Source organism: Burkholderia sola, from assembly GCF_905400185.1.
GTDB lineage: Bacteria > Pseudomonadota > Gammaproteobacteria > Burkholderiales > Burkholderiaceae > Burkholderia > Burkholderia sola.
The window spans coordinates 3048562-3061942 of sequence record NZ_FR989675.1 but is presented as its reverse complement, the minus strand read 5'-3'; the positions used below and the strand labels follow the sequence as shown (position 1 = coordinate 3061942).

Annotated in this window: 11 protein-coding genes; 6 read left to right on the top strand and 5 right to left on the bottom strand. The window is 68.2% G+C overall.

Annotated elements, in window-relative coordinates; genetic code table 11:
* Window positions 1-142 precede the first annotated feature (142 nt).
* Window positions 143-2014: an ABCB family ABC transporter ATP-binding protein/permease gene (locus tag KR541_RS14125; RefSeq protein ID WP_050014675.1), complete on the top strand. Its 1872-nt coding sequence runs from the start codon at window positions 143-145 to the stop codon at window positions 2012-2014.
* Between the two features lie 87 nt (window positions 2015-2101).
* On the opposite strand, the gene murU is transcribed toward KR541_RS14125, so the two are convergent.
* Together murU and KR541_RS14115 are read right to left on the bottom strand one after the other, a co-directional pair.
* Window positions 2102-2824, bottom strand: coding sequence for an N-acetylmuramate alpha-1-phosphate uridylyltransferase MurU (gene murU / locus KR541_RS14120; RefSeq protein ID WP_050014674.1), 723 nt, complete (start codon window positions 2822-2824; stop codon window positions 2102-2104).
* Between the two features lie 22 nt (window positions 2825-2846).
* Window positions 2847-3896 (bottom strand): aminoglycoside phosphotransferase family protein, encoded by a 1050-nt coding sequence (locus KR541_RS14115; RefSeq protein WP_050014669.1) that lies wholly within the window; start codon window positions 3894-3896, stop codon window positions 2847-2849.
* Between the two features lie 223 nt (window positions 3897-4119).
* Here KR541_RS14115 and KR541_RS14110 point away from each other — a divergent pair, with 223 nt between their 5' ends.
* The 4 genes from KR541_RS14110 to rsmA are packed head-to-tail and all read left to right on the top strand — an operon-like array spanning window position 4120 to window position 9766.
* Window positions 4120-6480 carry an LPS-assembly protein LptD gene (locus KR541_RS14110; RefSeq protein WP_050014668.1) on the top strand — a complete coding sequence of 787 codons (2361 nt, stop codon included), beginning with the start codon at window positions 4120-4122 and terminating at the stop codon, window positions 6478-6480.
* Window positions 6481-6531: 51 nt separating this feature from the next.
* Entirely contained in the window at window positions 6532-7890 is a 1359-nt protein-coding gene (locus KR541_RS14105; RefSeq protein WP_050014667.1) for a peptidylprolyl isomerase, read from the top strand.
* Between the two features lie 11 nt (window positions 7891-7901).
* Window positions 7902-8891 (top strand): 4-hydroxythreonine-4-phosphate dehydrogenase PdxA, encoded by a 990-nt coding sequence (pdxA, locus tag KR541_RS14100; protein ID WP_216089593.1) that lies wholly within the window; start codon window positions 7902-7904, stop codon window positions 8889-8891.
* Window positions 8892-8938: 47 nt separating this feature from the next.
* The gene (gene rsmA / locus KR541_RS14095) at window positions 8939-9766 is read left to right on the top strand and encodes a 16S rRNA (adenine(1518)-N(6)/adenine(1519)-N(6))-dimethyltransferase RsmA (RefSeq protein ID WP_050014664.1); all 828 of its coding nucleotides are present in this window, start codon (window positions 8939-8941) and stop codon (window positions 9764-9766) included.
* Between the two features lie 90 nt (window positions 9767-9856).
* Here the strand turns inward: rsmA and KR541_RS14090 are convergent, their stop codons facing one another.
* Entirely contained in the window at window positions 9857-10792 is a 936-nt protein-coding gene (locus tag KR541_RS14090) for a DMT family transporter (protein WP_216089592.1), read from the bottom strand.
* Between the two features lie 377 nt (window positions 10793-11169).
* On the opposite strand from KR541_RS14090, the gene gloA reads away from it, so the two are divergent.
* On the top strand, window positions 11170-11559 hold the full coding sequence (gene gloA / locus KR541_RS14085) for a lactoylglutathione lyase (RefSeq protein WP_050014660.1): 390 nt from the start codon (window positions 11170-11172) through the stop codon (window positions 11557-11559).
* Window positions 11560-11666: 107 nt separating this feature from the next.
* Here the strand turns inward: gloA and KR541_RS14080 are convergent, their stop codons facing one another.
* Together KR541_RS14080 and KR541_RS14075 are read right to left on the bottom strand one after the other, a co-directional pair.
* Window positions 11667-12554 carry a M48 family metallopeptidase gene (locus KR541_RS14080; RefSeq protein WP_050014658.1) on the bottom strand — a complete coding sequence of 296 codons (888 nt, stop codon included), beginning with the start codon at window positions 12552-12554 and terminating at the stop codon, window positions 11667-11669.
* 45 nt (window positions 12555-12599) lie between these two features.
* Window positions 12600-13364, bottom strand: a complete 765-nt coding sequence (locus KR541_RS14075) for a lysophospholipid acyltransferase family protein (RefSeq protein WP_050014656.1) — start codon at window positions 13362-13364, stop codon at window positions 12600-12602.
* Window positions 13365-13381 lie beyond the last annotated feature (17 nt).

Below are 13381 nucleotides of genomic sequence, written 5' to 3'. Positions count from 1 at the left end.
GCCGCGCGCAGGCTGGCCGGCGAGGCCGCCGGCAGCGGCGCGAAGCGGCTTCTGCGACAATACAACGTTCGCAAATTGTACGAGAAAGCGCGCGAGCCGGCCGCCGATACGCGCGTCCCGCATTGCCGCAGGACCTTTCCCCATGCGCCGATTTCCCGCTTCCGGCGAGCCCGCGCCGGCTTCGACCGGGCCTCGCAACGACTGGCAGACCATCCGGTCGCTGCTGCCGTACCTGACCACCTACAAATGGCGCGTCGCGCTCGCGCTCGGCTGCCTGATCGGGGCGAAGGTCGCGAACCTCGGCGTGCCGGTCGTGATGAAGCGCATCGTCGATCACCTGTCCGCCGTGCAGCAGCTCACCGCGCTCGGCCGTGCCGAGCAGTCGGCCGGCATCGTGCTCGCGGGCGGCGTCGGGCTGCTGGTCGTCGCGTATGCGCTCGTGCGGCTGTCGACGTCGCTGTTCACCGAACTGCGCGAAATCCTGTTCTCGAAGGTCACCGAGAGCGCGGTGCGCCAGCTCGCGCTGCAGGTGTTCCGGCATCTGCACGGGCTGTCGCTGCGGTTTCATCTCGAGCGCCAGACGGGCGGCATGTCGCGCGACATCGAGCGCGGCACGCGCGGCATCCAGCAACTGATTTCGTATTCGCTGTACAGCATCCTGCCGACGCTCGTCGAGGTCGGGCTCGTGCTCGGCTTCTTCGTGGTCAAGTACGAGGCCTACTACGCGTACGTGACGTTCGCGGCGCTGGTCACGTACATCGTGTTCACCGTGAAGGTCACCAACTGGCGCACGCATTTTCGCCGCACGATGAACGAGCTCGATTCGCGCGCGAACTCGCGGGCGATCGATTCGCTGATCAACTACGAGACGGTGAAGTACTTCGGCAACGAGGCGTGGGAAGCGCAGCGCTACGACGAGAACCTGAAGCGCTACCGGAAGGCCGCGATCCGCTCGCAGAACTCGCTGTCGGTGCTGAACTTCGGCCAGCAGGCGATCATCGGCACGGGGCTCGTGTTCATCCTGTGGCGCGCGACGCAGGGCGTGCTCGCGGGCAAGCTGACGCTTGGCGATCTCGTGCTGATCAACACGTTCATGCTGCAGCTGTACATTCCGCTGAATTTCCTCGGCGTCGTCTATCGCGAGCTGAAGCAGAGCCTGACCGACATGGACCGGATGTTCGGGTTGCTGTCGGCGCCGAAGGAAGTGGCCGACCGGCCCGATGCGCCGCCGCTCGCGGTGGCCGGCGCGCAGGTGCGCTTCGAGCACGTGAACTTCGCGTACGAGCCGTCGCGGCAGATCCTGCACGACGTGACGTTCACGATCGAGGCCGGCACGACGACCGCGGTGGTCGGCCACAGCGGGTCGGGGAAATCGACGCTGTCGCGGCTGCTGTTCCGCTTCTACGATCTCGACCGGCAGGCGGGCGGCGCGATCCGGATCGACGGGCAGGACATTCGCGACGTCACGCAGGAATCGCTGCGCGCGTCGATCGGGATCGTGCCGCAGGACACCGTGCTGTTCAACGACTCGATCTACTACAACATCGCGTACGGTCGGCCGACGGCGACGCGCGACGAGGTGGTCGCGGCCGCGCGCGCCGCGCACATCCACGATTTCATCGAAGGGTTGCCGAAGGGCTATGACACGCCGGTCGGCGAGCGCGGGCTGAAGCTGTCGGGCGGCGAGAAGCAGCGCGTCGCGATCGCGCGCACGCTGTTGAAGGACCCGCCGGTGCTGCTGTTCGACGAAGCGACGTCGGCGCTCGATTCCCGCTCGGAACGCGCGATCCAGCGCGAGCTCGATCAGATCGCGCGGCATCGCACGACGCTCGTGATCGCGCACCGTCTGTCGACGGTCGTGCACGCGCAGCAGATCCTCGTGATGGACCACGGGCGGATCGTCGAGCGCGGCACGCACGACGAACTCGTGCGCGCGGACGGGCTGTATGCGCAGATGTGGGCGCTGCAGCAGCAGCGCGCGGCGGCGGGCGGGGAAGAGGCCGAGGCCGCGTAACGGGGCGTGGCGGCCTGGCGGCGTGCCGCGTGCCGTGGCGCGCAGCGCAAGGGCGGCGCGACGGGGGCGTCGCCGCCCGTCGTCCGATCAGCCCGCGGCGGCGCGCAGCCGTGCGTCGAGTTCGCCGAGCTGCGCGGGCGTACCGACGTTCTCCCAGATCCCTTCGTACAGTTCGCCGGTCGCGCGGCCGGCTTCGATCGTCGCGCGATAGTACGGCGTCAGCGCGCGCCGCGTGCCGGGTGCGACGTCGCGGAACATCCGCGTGTCGTACAGGCCGATGTTGCCGAACGTGAAGCGCGCGGCGCCGTCGAGCGCGAGACGGCCGTCGTCGCCGAGCGCGAAGTCGCCGGCCGGATGGAACGGCGGGTTCGGCACCATCACGAGGTGCATCGCCGGCGTGTCGAGCGCGGCCATCCGGGCGGCGCGCGGCGCGAGCGTCCGGTAGTCGAACGCGCAGTATACGTCGCCGCTGACCGCCGCGAACACCGTCGGCTGCCCGTCGCGTTCCAGCAGCGGCAGCGCCTGCGCGATGCCGCCGGCGGTTTCGAGTGCGTCGCCCTCGGCCGAATACGCGAGCCGCACGCCCCAGCGCGAACCGTCGCCGAGCGCGGCCTCGATCTGCTCGCCGAGCCACGCGTGGTTGATCACGATCGTGTCGATGCCCGCCCGCGCGAGCGCCTCGATCTGCCACACGATCAGCGGCTTGCCGCCGGCTTCGAGCAGCGGCTTCGGGCGGGCGTCGGTCAGCGGACGCATCCGTTCGCCGCGTCCGGCGGCGAAGATCATCGCCGTGGTGAGGGTAGTGCTCATGTTCGACTGGGTGTGGGGACGGTCAGAACGTGTAGCCGACGTCGGCCGGCGCGTTGCCCTCGAGCTCGTCGAGCAGCTTCGCGAACGGCACGAGCGGGCGATAGCGCAGCGCGACCTTGCGTGCATACGCGAGGAAGCGCGGCAGGTCGTTCAGGTAGTGCGGCTTGCCGTCGCGGTAGTTGATGCGCGCGAACAGGCCGAGGATCTTGATGTGGCGCTGCAGCCCCATCCATTCGAGCTGGCGGTAGAACTCGCCGAAATCCGCGTCGACCGGCAGGCCGGCCTTCTTCGCCTTTTCCCAGTAGTACGCGAAGCAGTCGAGCTCGAACTCCTCGTCCCAACTGATGAACGCGTCGCGCAGCAGCGACACGACGTCGTACGTCAGCGGCCCGTAGACGGCGTCCTGGAAGTCGAGCACGCCCGGGTTCGGCTCGCAGACCATCAGGTTGCGCGGCATGAAGTCGCGCAGCATGAAGCCTTGCGGCTGCGCGTGCGCGCTCGCGACCAGCAGCGCGAACGTGCGGTCGAGCGTGCCGCGCATCGCGTCGGTGACCGGCTTGCCGAGGTGGCGGCCGACGAACCATTCGGGCAGCAGCTCCATTTCGCGGCGCAGGAACGCTTCGTCGAACGGCGGCAGCACGTCGGGTGTCGACGCGAGCTGGAAGCGGATCAGCGCGTCGAGGGCGTCACGCATCAGCGGACGGGCCGCGCCCGGATCGGCCGGATCGAGCACCGAGATGTACGACGTGCGGCCGAGATCGGTCACGAGCATGAAGCCCGCGTCGAAATCGTGGGCCAGCACGTCCGGCACGTGATCGCCGGCCCCGGCGAGCAGCCGCGCGACCTGGACGAACTCGCGGCACTTCTCGGGCGGCGGCGCGTCGACCGCGATCAGCGTGCCGCCGGGGCGCGTGGCCGACGCGACGCGGAAATAGCGGCGGAAACTGGCGTCCGACGACGCGGGCGCGAGGGTCGACAGATCGAGCGCGTAGCGCTCGGCGAGCGGGTGCAGCCACGCGGTGAGCGCGTCGAGGCGGGCGTCGGGCTGGGATGCGGCGGATGGGGGCGTCATGAAACTCGGCGGAGGGGGGAACGTCTTGCCATATAATACCCCACGACTTTTTTGACGCGCCCCGCGTCAGCTTCCGCCGTGCAGGCCCGCGGCCTGTCGCGCCGTCCGCCCGATCGCCTCCCCGGTTTGCGAAGAGCCGCAGTCGCGGCTCGACGGCGCGGCCCGCCGCGCGTGAAGGTGCCGTGCAGGCGCGGTTGACAAGGGGCGATTCGCCAAACGATAGATGCCGCCCAAACCGCTATTCCCGAATGTTTTCCCCGGTGACGGGGCGCCGCGCAAACGGCGGCTCGCGCTCGCGCTCCTGGCCGTGCCCGGCCTCGTGCCGGCCGTGTCGTACGCGCAGCTGTCGGGCGCGGCTGCGCAGCCGCAGCCGCTCGACTCGCCGTGGGATCTGCGTCTCGCGCCCCAGCTCGAGGATCATCCGCTGAAGGACGGCGCGAAGCCGGCCGCCTTCGTCATTGCCGACCATACGAGCGGCACCGCCGAGCAGGACCTCGCCGCGAAGGGTTCGGCCGAGCTGCGGCGCGGCGACGCCGTCGTGAAGGCCGACGCGATCCACTACGATCAGGATACCGACATGGCCGATGCGTACGGCCAGGTCAAGGTGGTCAATGGCGGCACGTCGTTCGCCGGCCCCGAGGCGCACCTGAAGATCGAGGCGAACCAGGGCTTCATGACCGCGCCGAAGTATCACTTCAACGTGACGGGCGGGTCGGGCAGCGCGGAGCGCGTCGACATGGTCGACAACGAGCGCTCGGTGTTCGTCAACGGTACGTACACCGCGTGCCAGTGCTCGACGAACCCCGCGTGGTACATCAAGGGCAGCCGCTTCGACTTCGATACGGGCGCCGACGAGGGCACCGCGCGCAACGGCGTGCTGTTCTTCCAGGGCGTGCCGATCTTCGCGAGCCCGTGGATGACGTTCCCGCTGTCGGGCGAGCGGCGCAGCGGCCTGCTGCCGCCGACGTTCTCGGTGAACTCGAACAACGGCTTCGAGCTGTCGCTGCCGTACTACTTCAACATCGCGCCGAACCGCGACCTGACGCTCACGCCGCGCATCATCTCGCGGCGCGGCGTGATGACCGAAGCGACGTTCCGCTATCTGTCGCCGTCGTATTCGGGTACGTTTACGGCCAATTACCTGCCGGACGACCGGCTCGCGCATCGCAACCGCTACGCGATCTACTGGCAGCACCAGCAGAACTTCGGCGGCGGCTTCGGCGGCTACGTCTACTTCAACAAGGTCTCGGACAACACGTATCCCGAAGACCTCGGGTCGGCGAACCAGTTCATCAACGGTACGCAGACGCTGTACCAGCAGGAAGCCGGCCTCACGTACAACAACGGCCCGTGGTCGGTGCTCGCGCGCTACCAGCACTGGCAGACGCTGCCGCCGTCGATCGCGCCGTACAGCCGCGAGCCGCAGTTGAACGTGAAGTACACGAAGTACAACGTCGGCGGGTTCGACTTCGGCGCGGAAGCCGACTATTCGCGGTTCCGCATCACGACCGCCGATGCGACCCAGGGCGACCGGGTCGTCTTCAACCCGTACATTTCGTACGGCGTGTACGGTCCCGGCTATTTCGCGGTGCCGAAGGTCCAGTACCACCTGGCGTCGTACGACCTGAACTACCTGTCGTCCGCCACGCCGAACAGCCCGAAGCGCTTCACCGAGTCGATCCCGACCGTGAGCTTCGATTCGGGCCTGATCTTCGACCGTTCGGTGCGCCTGTTCGGCCAGGACTTCATCCAGACCCTCGAGCCGCGCCTGTACTACGTGTACACGCCGTATCGCGATCAGTCGAACGCGCCGCTGTTCGACACCGCGGAATCGGACTTCGGCCTCGCGGAGATCTACCAGCCGAACACGTTCGTCGGTAACGACCGGATCGCCGATGCGAACCGGATCACGGCCGGCCTGACGTCGCGCTTCATCGACCCGCGCACCGGCGACGAGCGCGCGCGGTTCGTGATCGCGCAGCAGTACTACTTCGCCGATCAGCGCGTCACGCTGAACCCGGGGCAGAGCGCCGTGCTGGCGCGCCACTCGGACCTGATCGTCGGCGCCGCGCTGAAGCTCGGCTCGGGCTTCATGTCGGAAACGGCGTTCCAGTACAACCAGAACAACAACCAGCTCGTGAAGTCGAGTATCGGTTTCGGCTACAGCCCGGGCGAGCGCCGCGTGATCAACGTCGGCTACCGCTATACGCGCACGAATACCACGCTCGACAACCAGCCGATCAACCAGTTCCTGGTGTCCGCGCAGTGGCCGCTCACGCGCCGCCTGTATGCGATCGGCCGGTTCAACTACGACTTCGCCGGAGATCGCGTGGTCGACGGTCTGGTCGGCTTACAATACGACGCGGATTGCTGGGCGCTCGGGGTCGGGGTGCAGCGGGCCGCGAACGGCATCAATTCGTCGGGACAGCAGAACTCGTCGACGCGCTTCATGATGCAGCTGACGCTCAAGGGCTTGTCGACCATCGACAACGGCCTCGTGTCCGCATTCCGCGCCGGGGTGCCGGGCTACACGCCGTTGCCGCCGCCGCCGCCGCCGATGTCCCGCTTCAGCAACTACGAGTAACGCCGGCATGTCTGCACCGGTCAGCACGATTTCAATGGAGTTTCAGTGGCAATGAAGAAAACCCTTCGTTTCGCGGCAGTCGTGTCCAGCCTCGCCGCGTCCGCCGCGCTGCTCGCCGCCGCGCCGGCCGCGGCGCAGGCACTCGGTTCGCAAGGTGCGCAGCTCGCCGACGAAGTCGTCGCCGTGGTCAACAACGACGTGATCACGGGCCGCGAACTCGACCAGCGCGCCGGCCTGATCGCACGCCGCCTGCAGCAGCAGAACGCGCCGGTGCCGCCGGCCGACCAGCTGCGCGCGCAGGTGCTGAACCAGATGGTGCTCGAACGTATCCAGGTGCAGAAGGCCAAGGACGACGGGATCCGCATCGACGACGCGACCGTGCAGGCCACGCTGCAGCGTCTCGCGCAGGCGAACGGGATGACGCTCGACCAGTATCGCGCGCGCCTCGAGGCGCAGGGCGTGCCCTGGAGCATCTTCACGAGCGACGCGCGCACCGAACTGATGCTGTCGAAGCTGCGCGAGCGCGAGGTCGACGGCAAGATCACGGTGTCGGACGCCGAGGTCGCGAACTACATCGCGAGCCAGCGCGGGCCGAACGCATCGCAGCAGCAGGACCTGCGCTTCCAGCACATCTTCATCAAGGCGCCCACCAACGCGCCGCAGGCTGACATCGAAGCCGCGCAGAAGAAGGCCGAAGCGCTGCTGCAGCAGGCGAAGTCGGGCGCCGATTTCGAGCGCCTCGCGAAGAACAACTCCGAAGCGAACGACGCGAAGAAGGGCGGCGATCTCGGCTTCAAGGCGCCGAGCGCGCTGCCGCCCGACGTCGTCGACGCCGCGTCGAAGCTGCGCCCGGGCGAGGTCAACCCGACGCTGATCCGCGTGCCGGACGGCTTCGAAATCGTGCGCCTCGTCGATCGCCGCCAAAGCCAGGGCGCGAGCGCCGCGGCGCCGAAGATCGTCCAGACGCACGTGCGCCACATCCTGCTGCGCGTCGGCGAAGGCAAGTCGGAAGGCCAGGCGCGCCAGCAACTGGCCGACATCCGCAAGCAGGTCGAGGCCGGCGGCGATTTCGCGAAATTCGCGCGCACCTACTCGCAGGACGGTTCCGCGTCGCAGGGCGGCGATCTCGGCTGGATCAGCCCGGGCGAGACCGTGCCGGAATTCGAGCGCGCGATGAACAACCTGCAGGACGGCCAGATCAGCCAGCCGATCCGTACCGAATACGGCTATCACCTGATCCAGGTGCTGAACCGCCGCGAGGCGGAAGGGTCGGTGCAGCAGCAGATGGACATCGCCCGTCAGGCGATCGGCCAGCGCAAGGCCGAGCAGGCGTATGCCGACTGGCTGCGCGAGTTGCGCGATTCGTCGTACGTGCAGTACAAGATCGGCGGCGTCGGCCCGGCGAACTGAGCGAGCCTCGGATGACCACGCCCGCGCTGCAGATCGCGATCACGACCGGCGAACCCGCGGGGGTCGGCCCGGAGCTGACCGTGCAGGCGCTGCGTGACGCCGCGCAGCGCTGGCCCGATGCGCATTTCACCGTGCTCGGCGATGCCGCACTGCTCGACGCGCGTGCGGCCGCGGTCGGCGTCGACGCGGCCACACTGGCCGGCGGCGTGCAGGTGTCGGTCGCGCATCACGCACTGGCGGCGCCCGCGCAGGCGGGCAAGCTGGACGCGGCGAACGGCCGCTACGTGCTCGGGCTGCTCGACGCGGCGATCGACGGTGCGCTGGCCGGCCGGTACGACGCGATCGTTACCGCGCCGCTGCAGAAGAGCACGATCAACGACGCGGGCGTGCGGTTCACCGGCCATACCGAATACCTGGCCGAACGCACGCACACGCCGCGCGTCGTGATGATGCTGGCCGGCACCGGCCACCGGCCGCTGCGCGTCGCGCTCGCGACCACGCACCTGCCGCTGAAGGACGTATCGGCCGCGCTGACGATCGACGGGCTCGTCGAGACGCTCGCGATCATCGATCGCGACCTGCGGCGCGATTTCGGTCTCGCCGCGCCGCGCATTCTCGTGACGGGCCTGAACCCGCACGCGGGCGAGAACGGTTATCTCGGCCGCGAGGAGATCGACGTGATCTCGCCGGCGCTGGCCCGCGCGAACGCGCAACACATCGACGCACGCGGCCCGTATCCGGCCGACACGCTGTTCCAGCCGCGCCATCTGGCCGATGCCGATTGCGTGCTCGCGATGTTCCATGACCAGGGTCTGCCCGTGCTGAAGTACGCGACGTTCGGCGAGGGCATCAACGTGACGCTCGGGCTGCCGATCATCCGCACGTCGGTCGATCACGGCACCGCGCTCGATCTGGCCGGCACGGGCCGCGCGGATCCGGGCAGCATGATCGCCGCGCTCGATACGGCCGTCACGATGGCGCGCCATCGCCGCGCAGCCTGACGCTGCCGGTTTACCCCATTCGTCGTATTTTTCGTTTTACTCAGTCGATGTCGAACAGCAGACAGCACCAAGGCCATTTCGCGCGCAAGCGCTTCGGGCAGAACTTCCTCGTCGATCACGGCGTGATCGACTCGATCGTCGCGACGATCGGCCCTGCACGCGGCCAGCGGATGGTCGAGATCGGCCCCGGGCTCGGCGCGCTGACCGGGCCGCTGATCGAGCGGCTCGCGACGCCGGAGTCGCCGCTGCACGCGGTCGAGCTCGACCGCGATCTGATCGGGCGCCTGCAGCAACGCTTCGGCGCGCTGCTGGAGCTGCACGCGGGCGACGCGCTCGCGTTCGACTTCCGCTCGCTCGCGATGCCCGGCGACAAGCCGTCGCTGCGGATCGTCGGCAATCTGCCGTACAACATCTCCAGTCCGCTGCTGTTTCACCTGATGACGTTCGCCGATGCGGTGATCGACCAGCATTTCATGCTGCAGAACGAGGTCGTCGAGCGGATGGTCGCGGAGCCGGGCACGAAGGCGTTTTCGCGGCTGTCGGTGATGCTGCAGTACCGCTACGTGATGGAAAAGATGCTCGACGTGCCGCCGGAATCGTTCCAGCCGCCGCCGAAGGTCGATTCGGCGATCGTCCGGATGATTCCGTACGAGCCGCACGAACTGCCGGACGTCGATCCGGCGCTGCTCGGCGAAATCGTCACCGCCGCGTTCTCGCAGCGCCGCAAGATGCTGCGTAACACGCTGGGCGACTACCGCGAGACGATCGATTTCGATGCGCTCGACTTCGATCTCGCGCGCCGTGCGGAGGACGTGAGCGTGGCCGAATATGTCGGCGTGGCGCAGGCGCTGGCGGCGGTGCGCAAGGCCGGATGACGTGCGTGGCGCGAGCCGCCCACCCGCTGTATCGAAGAGAGCTGCCCGACGGGCAGCTTTTTTGTTGCCCGCGTGTATTTGCGCCGGTCGTCACATCCGCCGGCGCGGCGGCGCGTTGACGAGCGCGATGCCGGTCAGCACGAGCGCGGCCGCGGACATGAAGCGCCAGCCGACCGATTCGCCGAGCAGCAGCACGCCGAACGCGACGCCGAACAGCGGCGACAGGAACGTGAACACGGACAGCCGCGACGCGCTGTAGCGCGTCAGCAGCCAGAACCACGACAGGTAGCTGACGAGCGCGACGATCACCGACTGATACGCGAGGCTCGCGAGCGCGACCGGTGTGATCCGCGCGAACGACATCTGGCCGAACAGCGCGGCGAGCGCGACCAGCACGACCGCCGATACCGCGAGCTGGTAGAACAGCGTCTTGCTCGCGCTGGCCCGCGCAAGCGCCGTCGAGCGCACGACGACCGTCGTCGCGGCCCACATCGCGCCGCCGAGGATCCCGAGCGCGTCGCCGGCGAGCCCTGCCAGCACCGATGCGCCGGGCGCGCGCGGCTTCAGGAAGCCGTCCGCGAACGCGAGCGCGATGCCGGCGAATGCGAGGCCGACGCCGGCCCATTGCGTGCGCTGCAGCCGCTCGCCGGGTGCGAACAGGTGCAGGCCGAGCGCGGTGAAGCACGGCGCCGTGTACAGGAAGATCGCCATGTGCGACGCGCTCGTCAGCGTCAGCCCGAAGAACACGCAGATGAATTCTCCGGCGAACAGCGCGCCGGCCGCGAGGCCCGCACCGAATGTGCCGTCCGCCTGAAACAGCGGCGTGCCGCGCGTGCGGGCCCAGCCCCACAGCAGCACCGCGGCGATCACCGAGCGCAGCCCGGCCTGGAACATCGGCGCGATCGCGGCGTTCGTGCTCTTGATCGCGACCTGCTGGAAGCCCCAGATCGCGCACAGCAGCATCATCAGGCCGACGGCGCGCGTATCGAGTGCGCGGCGCACGCGGGCGGCGGCAAGCGCGGTCATCGGCGCGCCTCGCTGGTCGGGCCTTGCGGCACGGAGGTCAGGCGGGCGGCGCGTCCGGCGCGCTCGAATCGACGGTTTCGCACGGCAGTGGGGCGGCAAGAAAAAATGGGTGGTCGCGGTCGGGCGGCGGCGCGCATGCCCGCTTTTGGTGCGAAGTGGAAGGATGTTACCCGATCGACGCGGTGCCCGGGCGAGCCGGATCGTGCCGCTTTCAGTCGTTGCGCGCTTGCTCGCGCCGAGGCAGCCGATACGCGGCATCGGCCGCGTGCTTGTTGGGCCGTTCCCGGCTAGGCGCCCCCGGCTAGGCGCCCCCGGCGAATTTCACCCGACTCCGGTAGAATTTCCGGCTCTGGAAAGTCCCCACAGGAGTACAACACATGCGTTTGCTGCATACGATGCTGCGAGTCGGCGATCTCGACCGCTCGATCAAGTTCTACACCGAATTGCTCGGCATGAAGCTGCTGCGTCGCGAGGATTATCCGGAAGGCAAGTTCACGCTCGCGTTCGTCGGCTACGAAGACGAAAGCACGGGCACCGTGATCGAGCTGACCCACAACTGGGAGACGCCGTCCTACGATCTCGGCAATGGCTTCGGCCATCTGGCGGTGGCGGTCGACGATGCGTACGCGGCCTGCGAGAAGATCAAGGCGCAAGGCGGCAAGGTCACGCGCGAGGCAGGCCCGATGAAGCACGGCACGACCGTGATCGCGTTCGTCGAGGATCCGGACGGCTACAAGATCGAGTTCATCCAGAAGAAGGCGCACTGAACGCCGGATGAGCGGTTCGCGGCGCGTGGCGCGTCGCGGGCAACGAAAACGGGCGATGCGGCGTGATCCGCATCGCCCGTTTGGCGTTTACGTCGTGACCGATCGCATCAAAGCGACGGCAGTAGCTCGGGCGGGTGATGCTTGAGCGTGTGCCGCGCTTCGCGGAACTCGGGGAAGATCGATTCGACGGTCTGCCAGAAGGCCGGGCTGTGGTTCATCTCGCGCAGGTGCGACAGCTCGTGCGCGACGACGTAGTCGATGATCGACATCGGGAAATGGATCAGCCGCCAGTTCAGGCGGATCTTGCCGTCGCTCGAGCAACTGCCCCAACGCGTCGCGGCCGACGACAGCGCGACCATCGAATACGTGACGCCGAGCTTTTCCGCGTAGACCACGAGGCGTTCGCCGAAGATGCGTTTCGCTTCGCCCTGCAGCCAGCCCTGCACGCGATCCTTGATCTGCTGCATGTCGGCCTGCACGGGCAGCGGCAGCGACAGCCGCAGCGCGTCGGCATCGAACGCGACGGCGCCCGCGCCGAGCGCGATCGTCACAGTCTTGCCGAGATACGGCAGTTGCGCGCCGTCGCGCCAGTCGATCTGCGGCAGCGCGCGCTGCTCGGTGCGCGTCTTCCATTCCGCGAGCTTCGCGAAGATCCAGCGTTGCTTTTCGGCGATCGCCGCTTCGATGTCGGCGAGCGTGACCCAGCGCGGCGCGGTGATCGACAGCCCGCTGCCGTCGATCGTGAAGCCGATCGTGCGGCGCGCCGAGCGCTTCAGCCGGTATTCGAGCACGCGGCTGTCGAGCGCGAACGTGCGCACGCGCGAGCGATCGGGCGCCGGGCCCGGATCGAGCGGCGCGGCGGGGGCGGCTTCGGGCGGCGCCGGCGGGGCGGCAGGCGCCGACGGCGCGGCGGCCGGCCCGTCGAAGAGCGGCAGATCCATCTGGCGATGATCGAGGGCCACGACGGCAGGCCGTGGCCGCGGACGCTGTTTCATCAGTTCGCTTCTTTTTGTCGTACGCAACGGCTGCAATCCGGGGCGTCAGGCGCGCGCGGCATCGCGCGTGCCGGCGTTGCCCGCCTGGCGATACGCGTCGGGATCGATGCGGCGCATTTCCGCTTCGATCCATGCTTCGACCTGCGAGTTCAATGCATCGGGCGTCAGCCCTTCGCTGGGGATCGGCTTGCCGATCGACACCGTGACGACGCCCGGGAATTTCGTGAACGAGTTGCGCGGCCACACACGACCTGCATTGTGCGCGATCGGCACGACCGGCGTGCCGGTTTCGATCGCGAAGCGCGCGCCGCCCGTCTTGTACTTGCCCTGCTTGCCCACCGGCGTGCGCGTGCCTTCGGGGAACATGATCATCCATGCGCCTTCCGACAGGCGCTTCTTGCCCTGGCGGATCACCGAATTGAACGCGTTCTTGCCTTCCTTGCGGTTGATGTTGACCATGTGCAGCAGCCCGAGCGCCCAGCCGAAGAACGGCACGTACAGCAGCTCGCGCTTGAACACGTAGCACAGCGGCTTCGGCATCAGCGCCGGAAACGCAAGCGTCTCCCACGCGGACTGGTGCTTCGACAGCAGCACGGCCGGGCCGTCGGGCAGGTTCTCGAACCCTTCGATCCGATAGCGGATGCCGTTCAGCCAGCGCACGACCCACAGCGTCGACTTGCACCAGCCGGCCGCCATCCAGTAGCGCGCGTCGGGGCGCATGAACGGGAACGCGATGAAGCACGCGGTGGCGTACGGCACCGTGTACAGGATGAAGTAGATCAGCAGCAGCAGGGAGCGGACGAAGCGCATCGGCGTGAGTCTGGTGT

Coding starts and splice junctions, on each gene's coding strand:
- KR541_RS14125 (WP_050014675.1), top strand. CDS start 143: ATGCGCCGATTTCCCGCTTCCGGCGAGCCCGCGCCGGCTTCGACCGGG.
- murU (WP_050014674.1), bottom strand. CDS start 2,824: ATGAGCACTACCCTCACCACGGCGATGATCTTCGCCGCCGGACGCGGC.
- KR541_RS14115 (WP_050014669.1), bottom strand. CDS start 3,896: ATGACGCCCCCATCCGCCGCATCCCAGCCCGACGCCCGCCTCGACGCG.
- KR541_RS14110 (WP_050014668.1), top strand. CDS start 4,120: ATGCCGCCCAAACCGCTATTCCCGAATGTTTTCCCCGGTGACGGGGCG.
- KR541_RS14105 (WP_050014667.1), top strand. CDS start 6,532: ATGAAGAAAACCCTTCGTTTCGCGGCAGTCGTGTCCAGCCTCGCCGCG.
- pdxA (WP_216089593.1), top strand. CDS start 7,902: ATGACCACGCCCGCGCTGCAGATCGCGATCACGACCGGCGAACCCGCG.
- rsmA (WP_050014664.1), top strand. CDS start 8,939: ATGTCGAACAGCAGACAGCACCAAGGCCATTTCGCGCGCAAGCGCTTC.
- KR541_RS14090 (WP_216089592.1), bottom strand. CDS start 10,792: ATGACCGCGCTTGCCGCCGCCCGCGTGCGCCGCGCACTCGATACGCGC.
- gloA (WP_050014660.1), top strand. CDS start 11,170: ATGCGTTTGCTGCATACGATGCTGCGAGTCGGCGATCTCGACCGCTCG.
- KR541_RS14080 (WP_050014658.1), bottom strand. CDS start 12,554: ATGAAACAGCGTCCGCGGCCACGGCCTGCCGTCGTGGCCCTCGATCAT.
- KR541_RS14075 (WP_050014656.1), bottom strand. CDS start 13,364: ATGCGCTTCGTCCGCTCCCTGCTGCTGCTGATCTACTTCATCCTGTAC.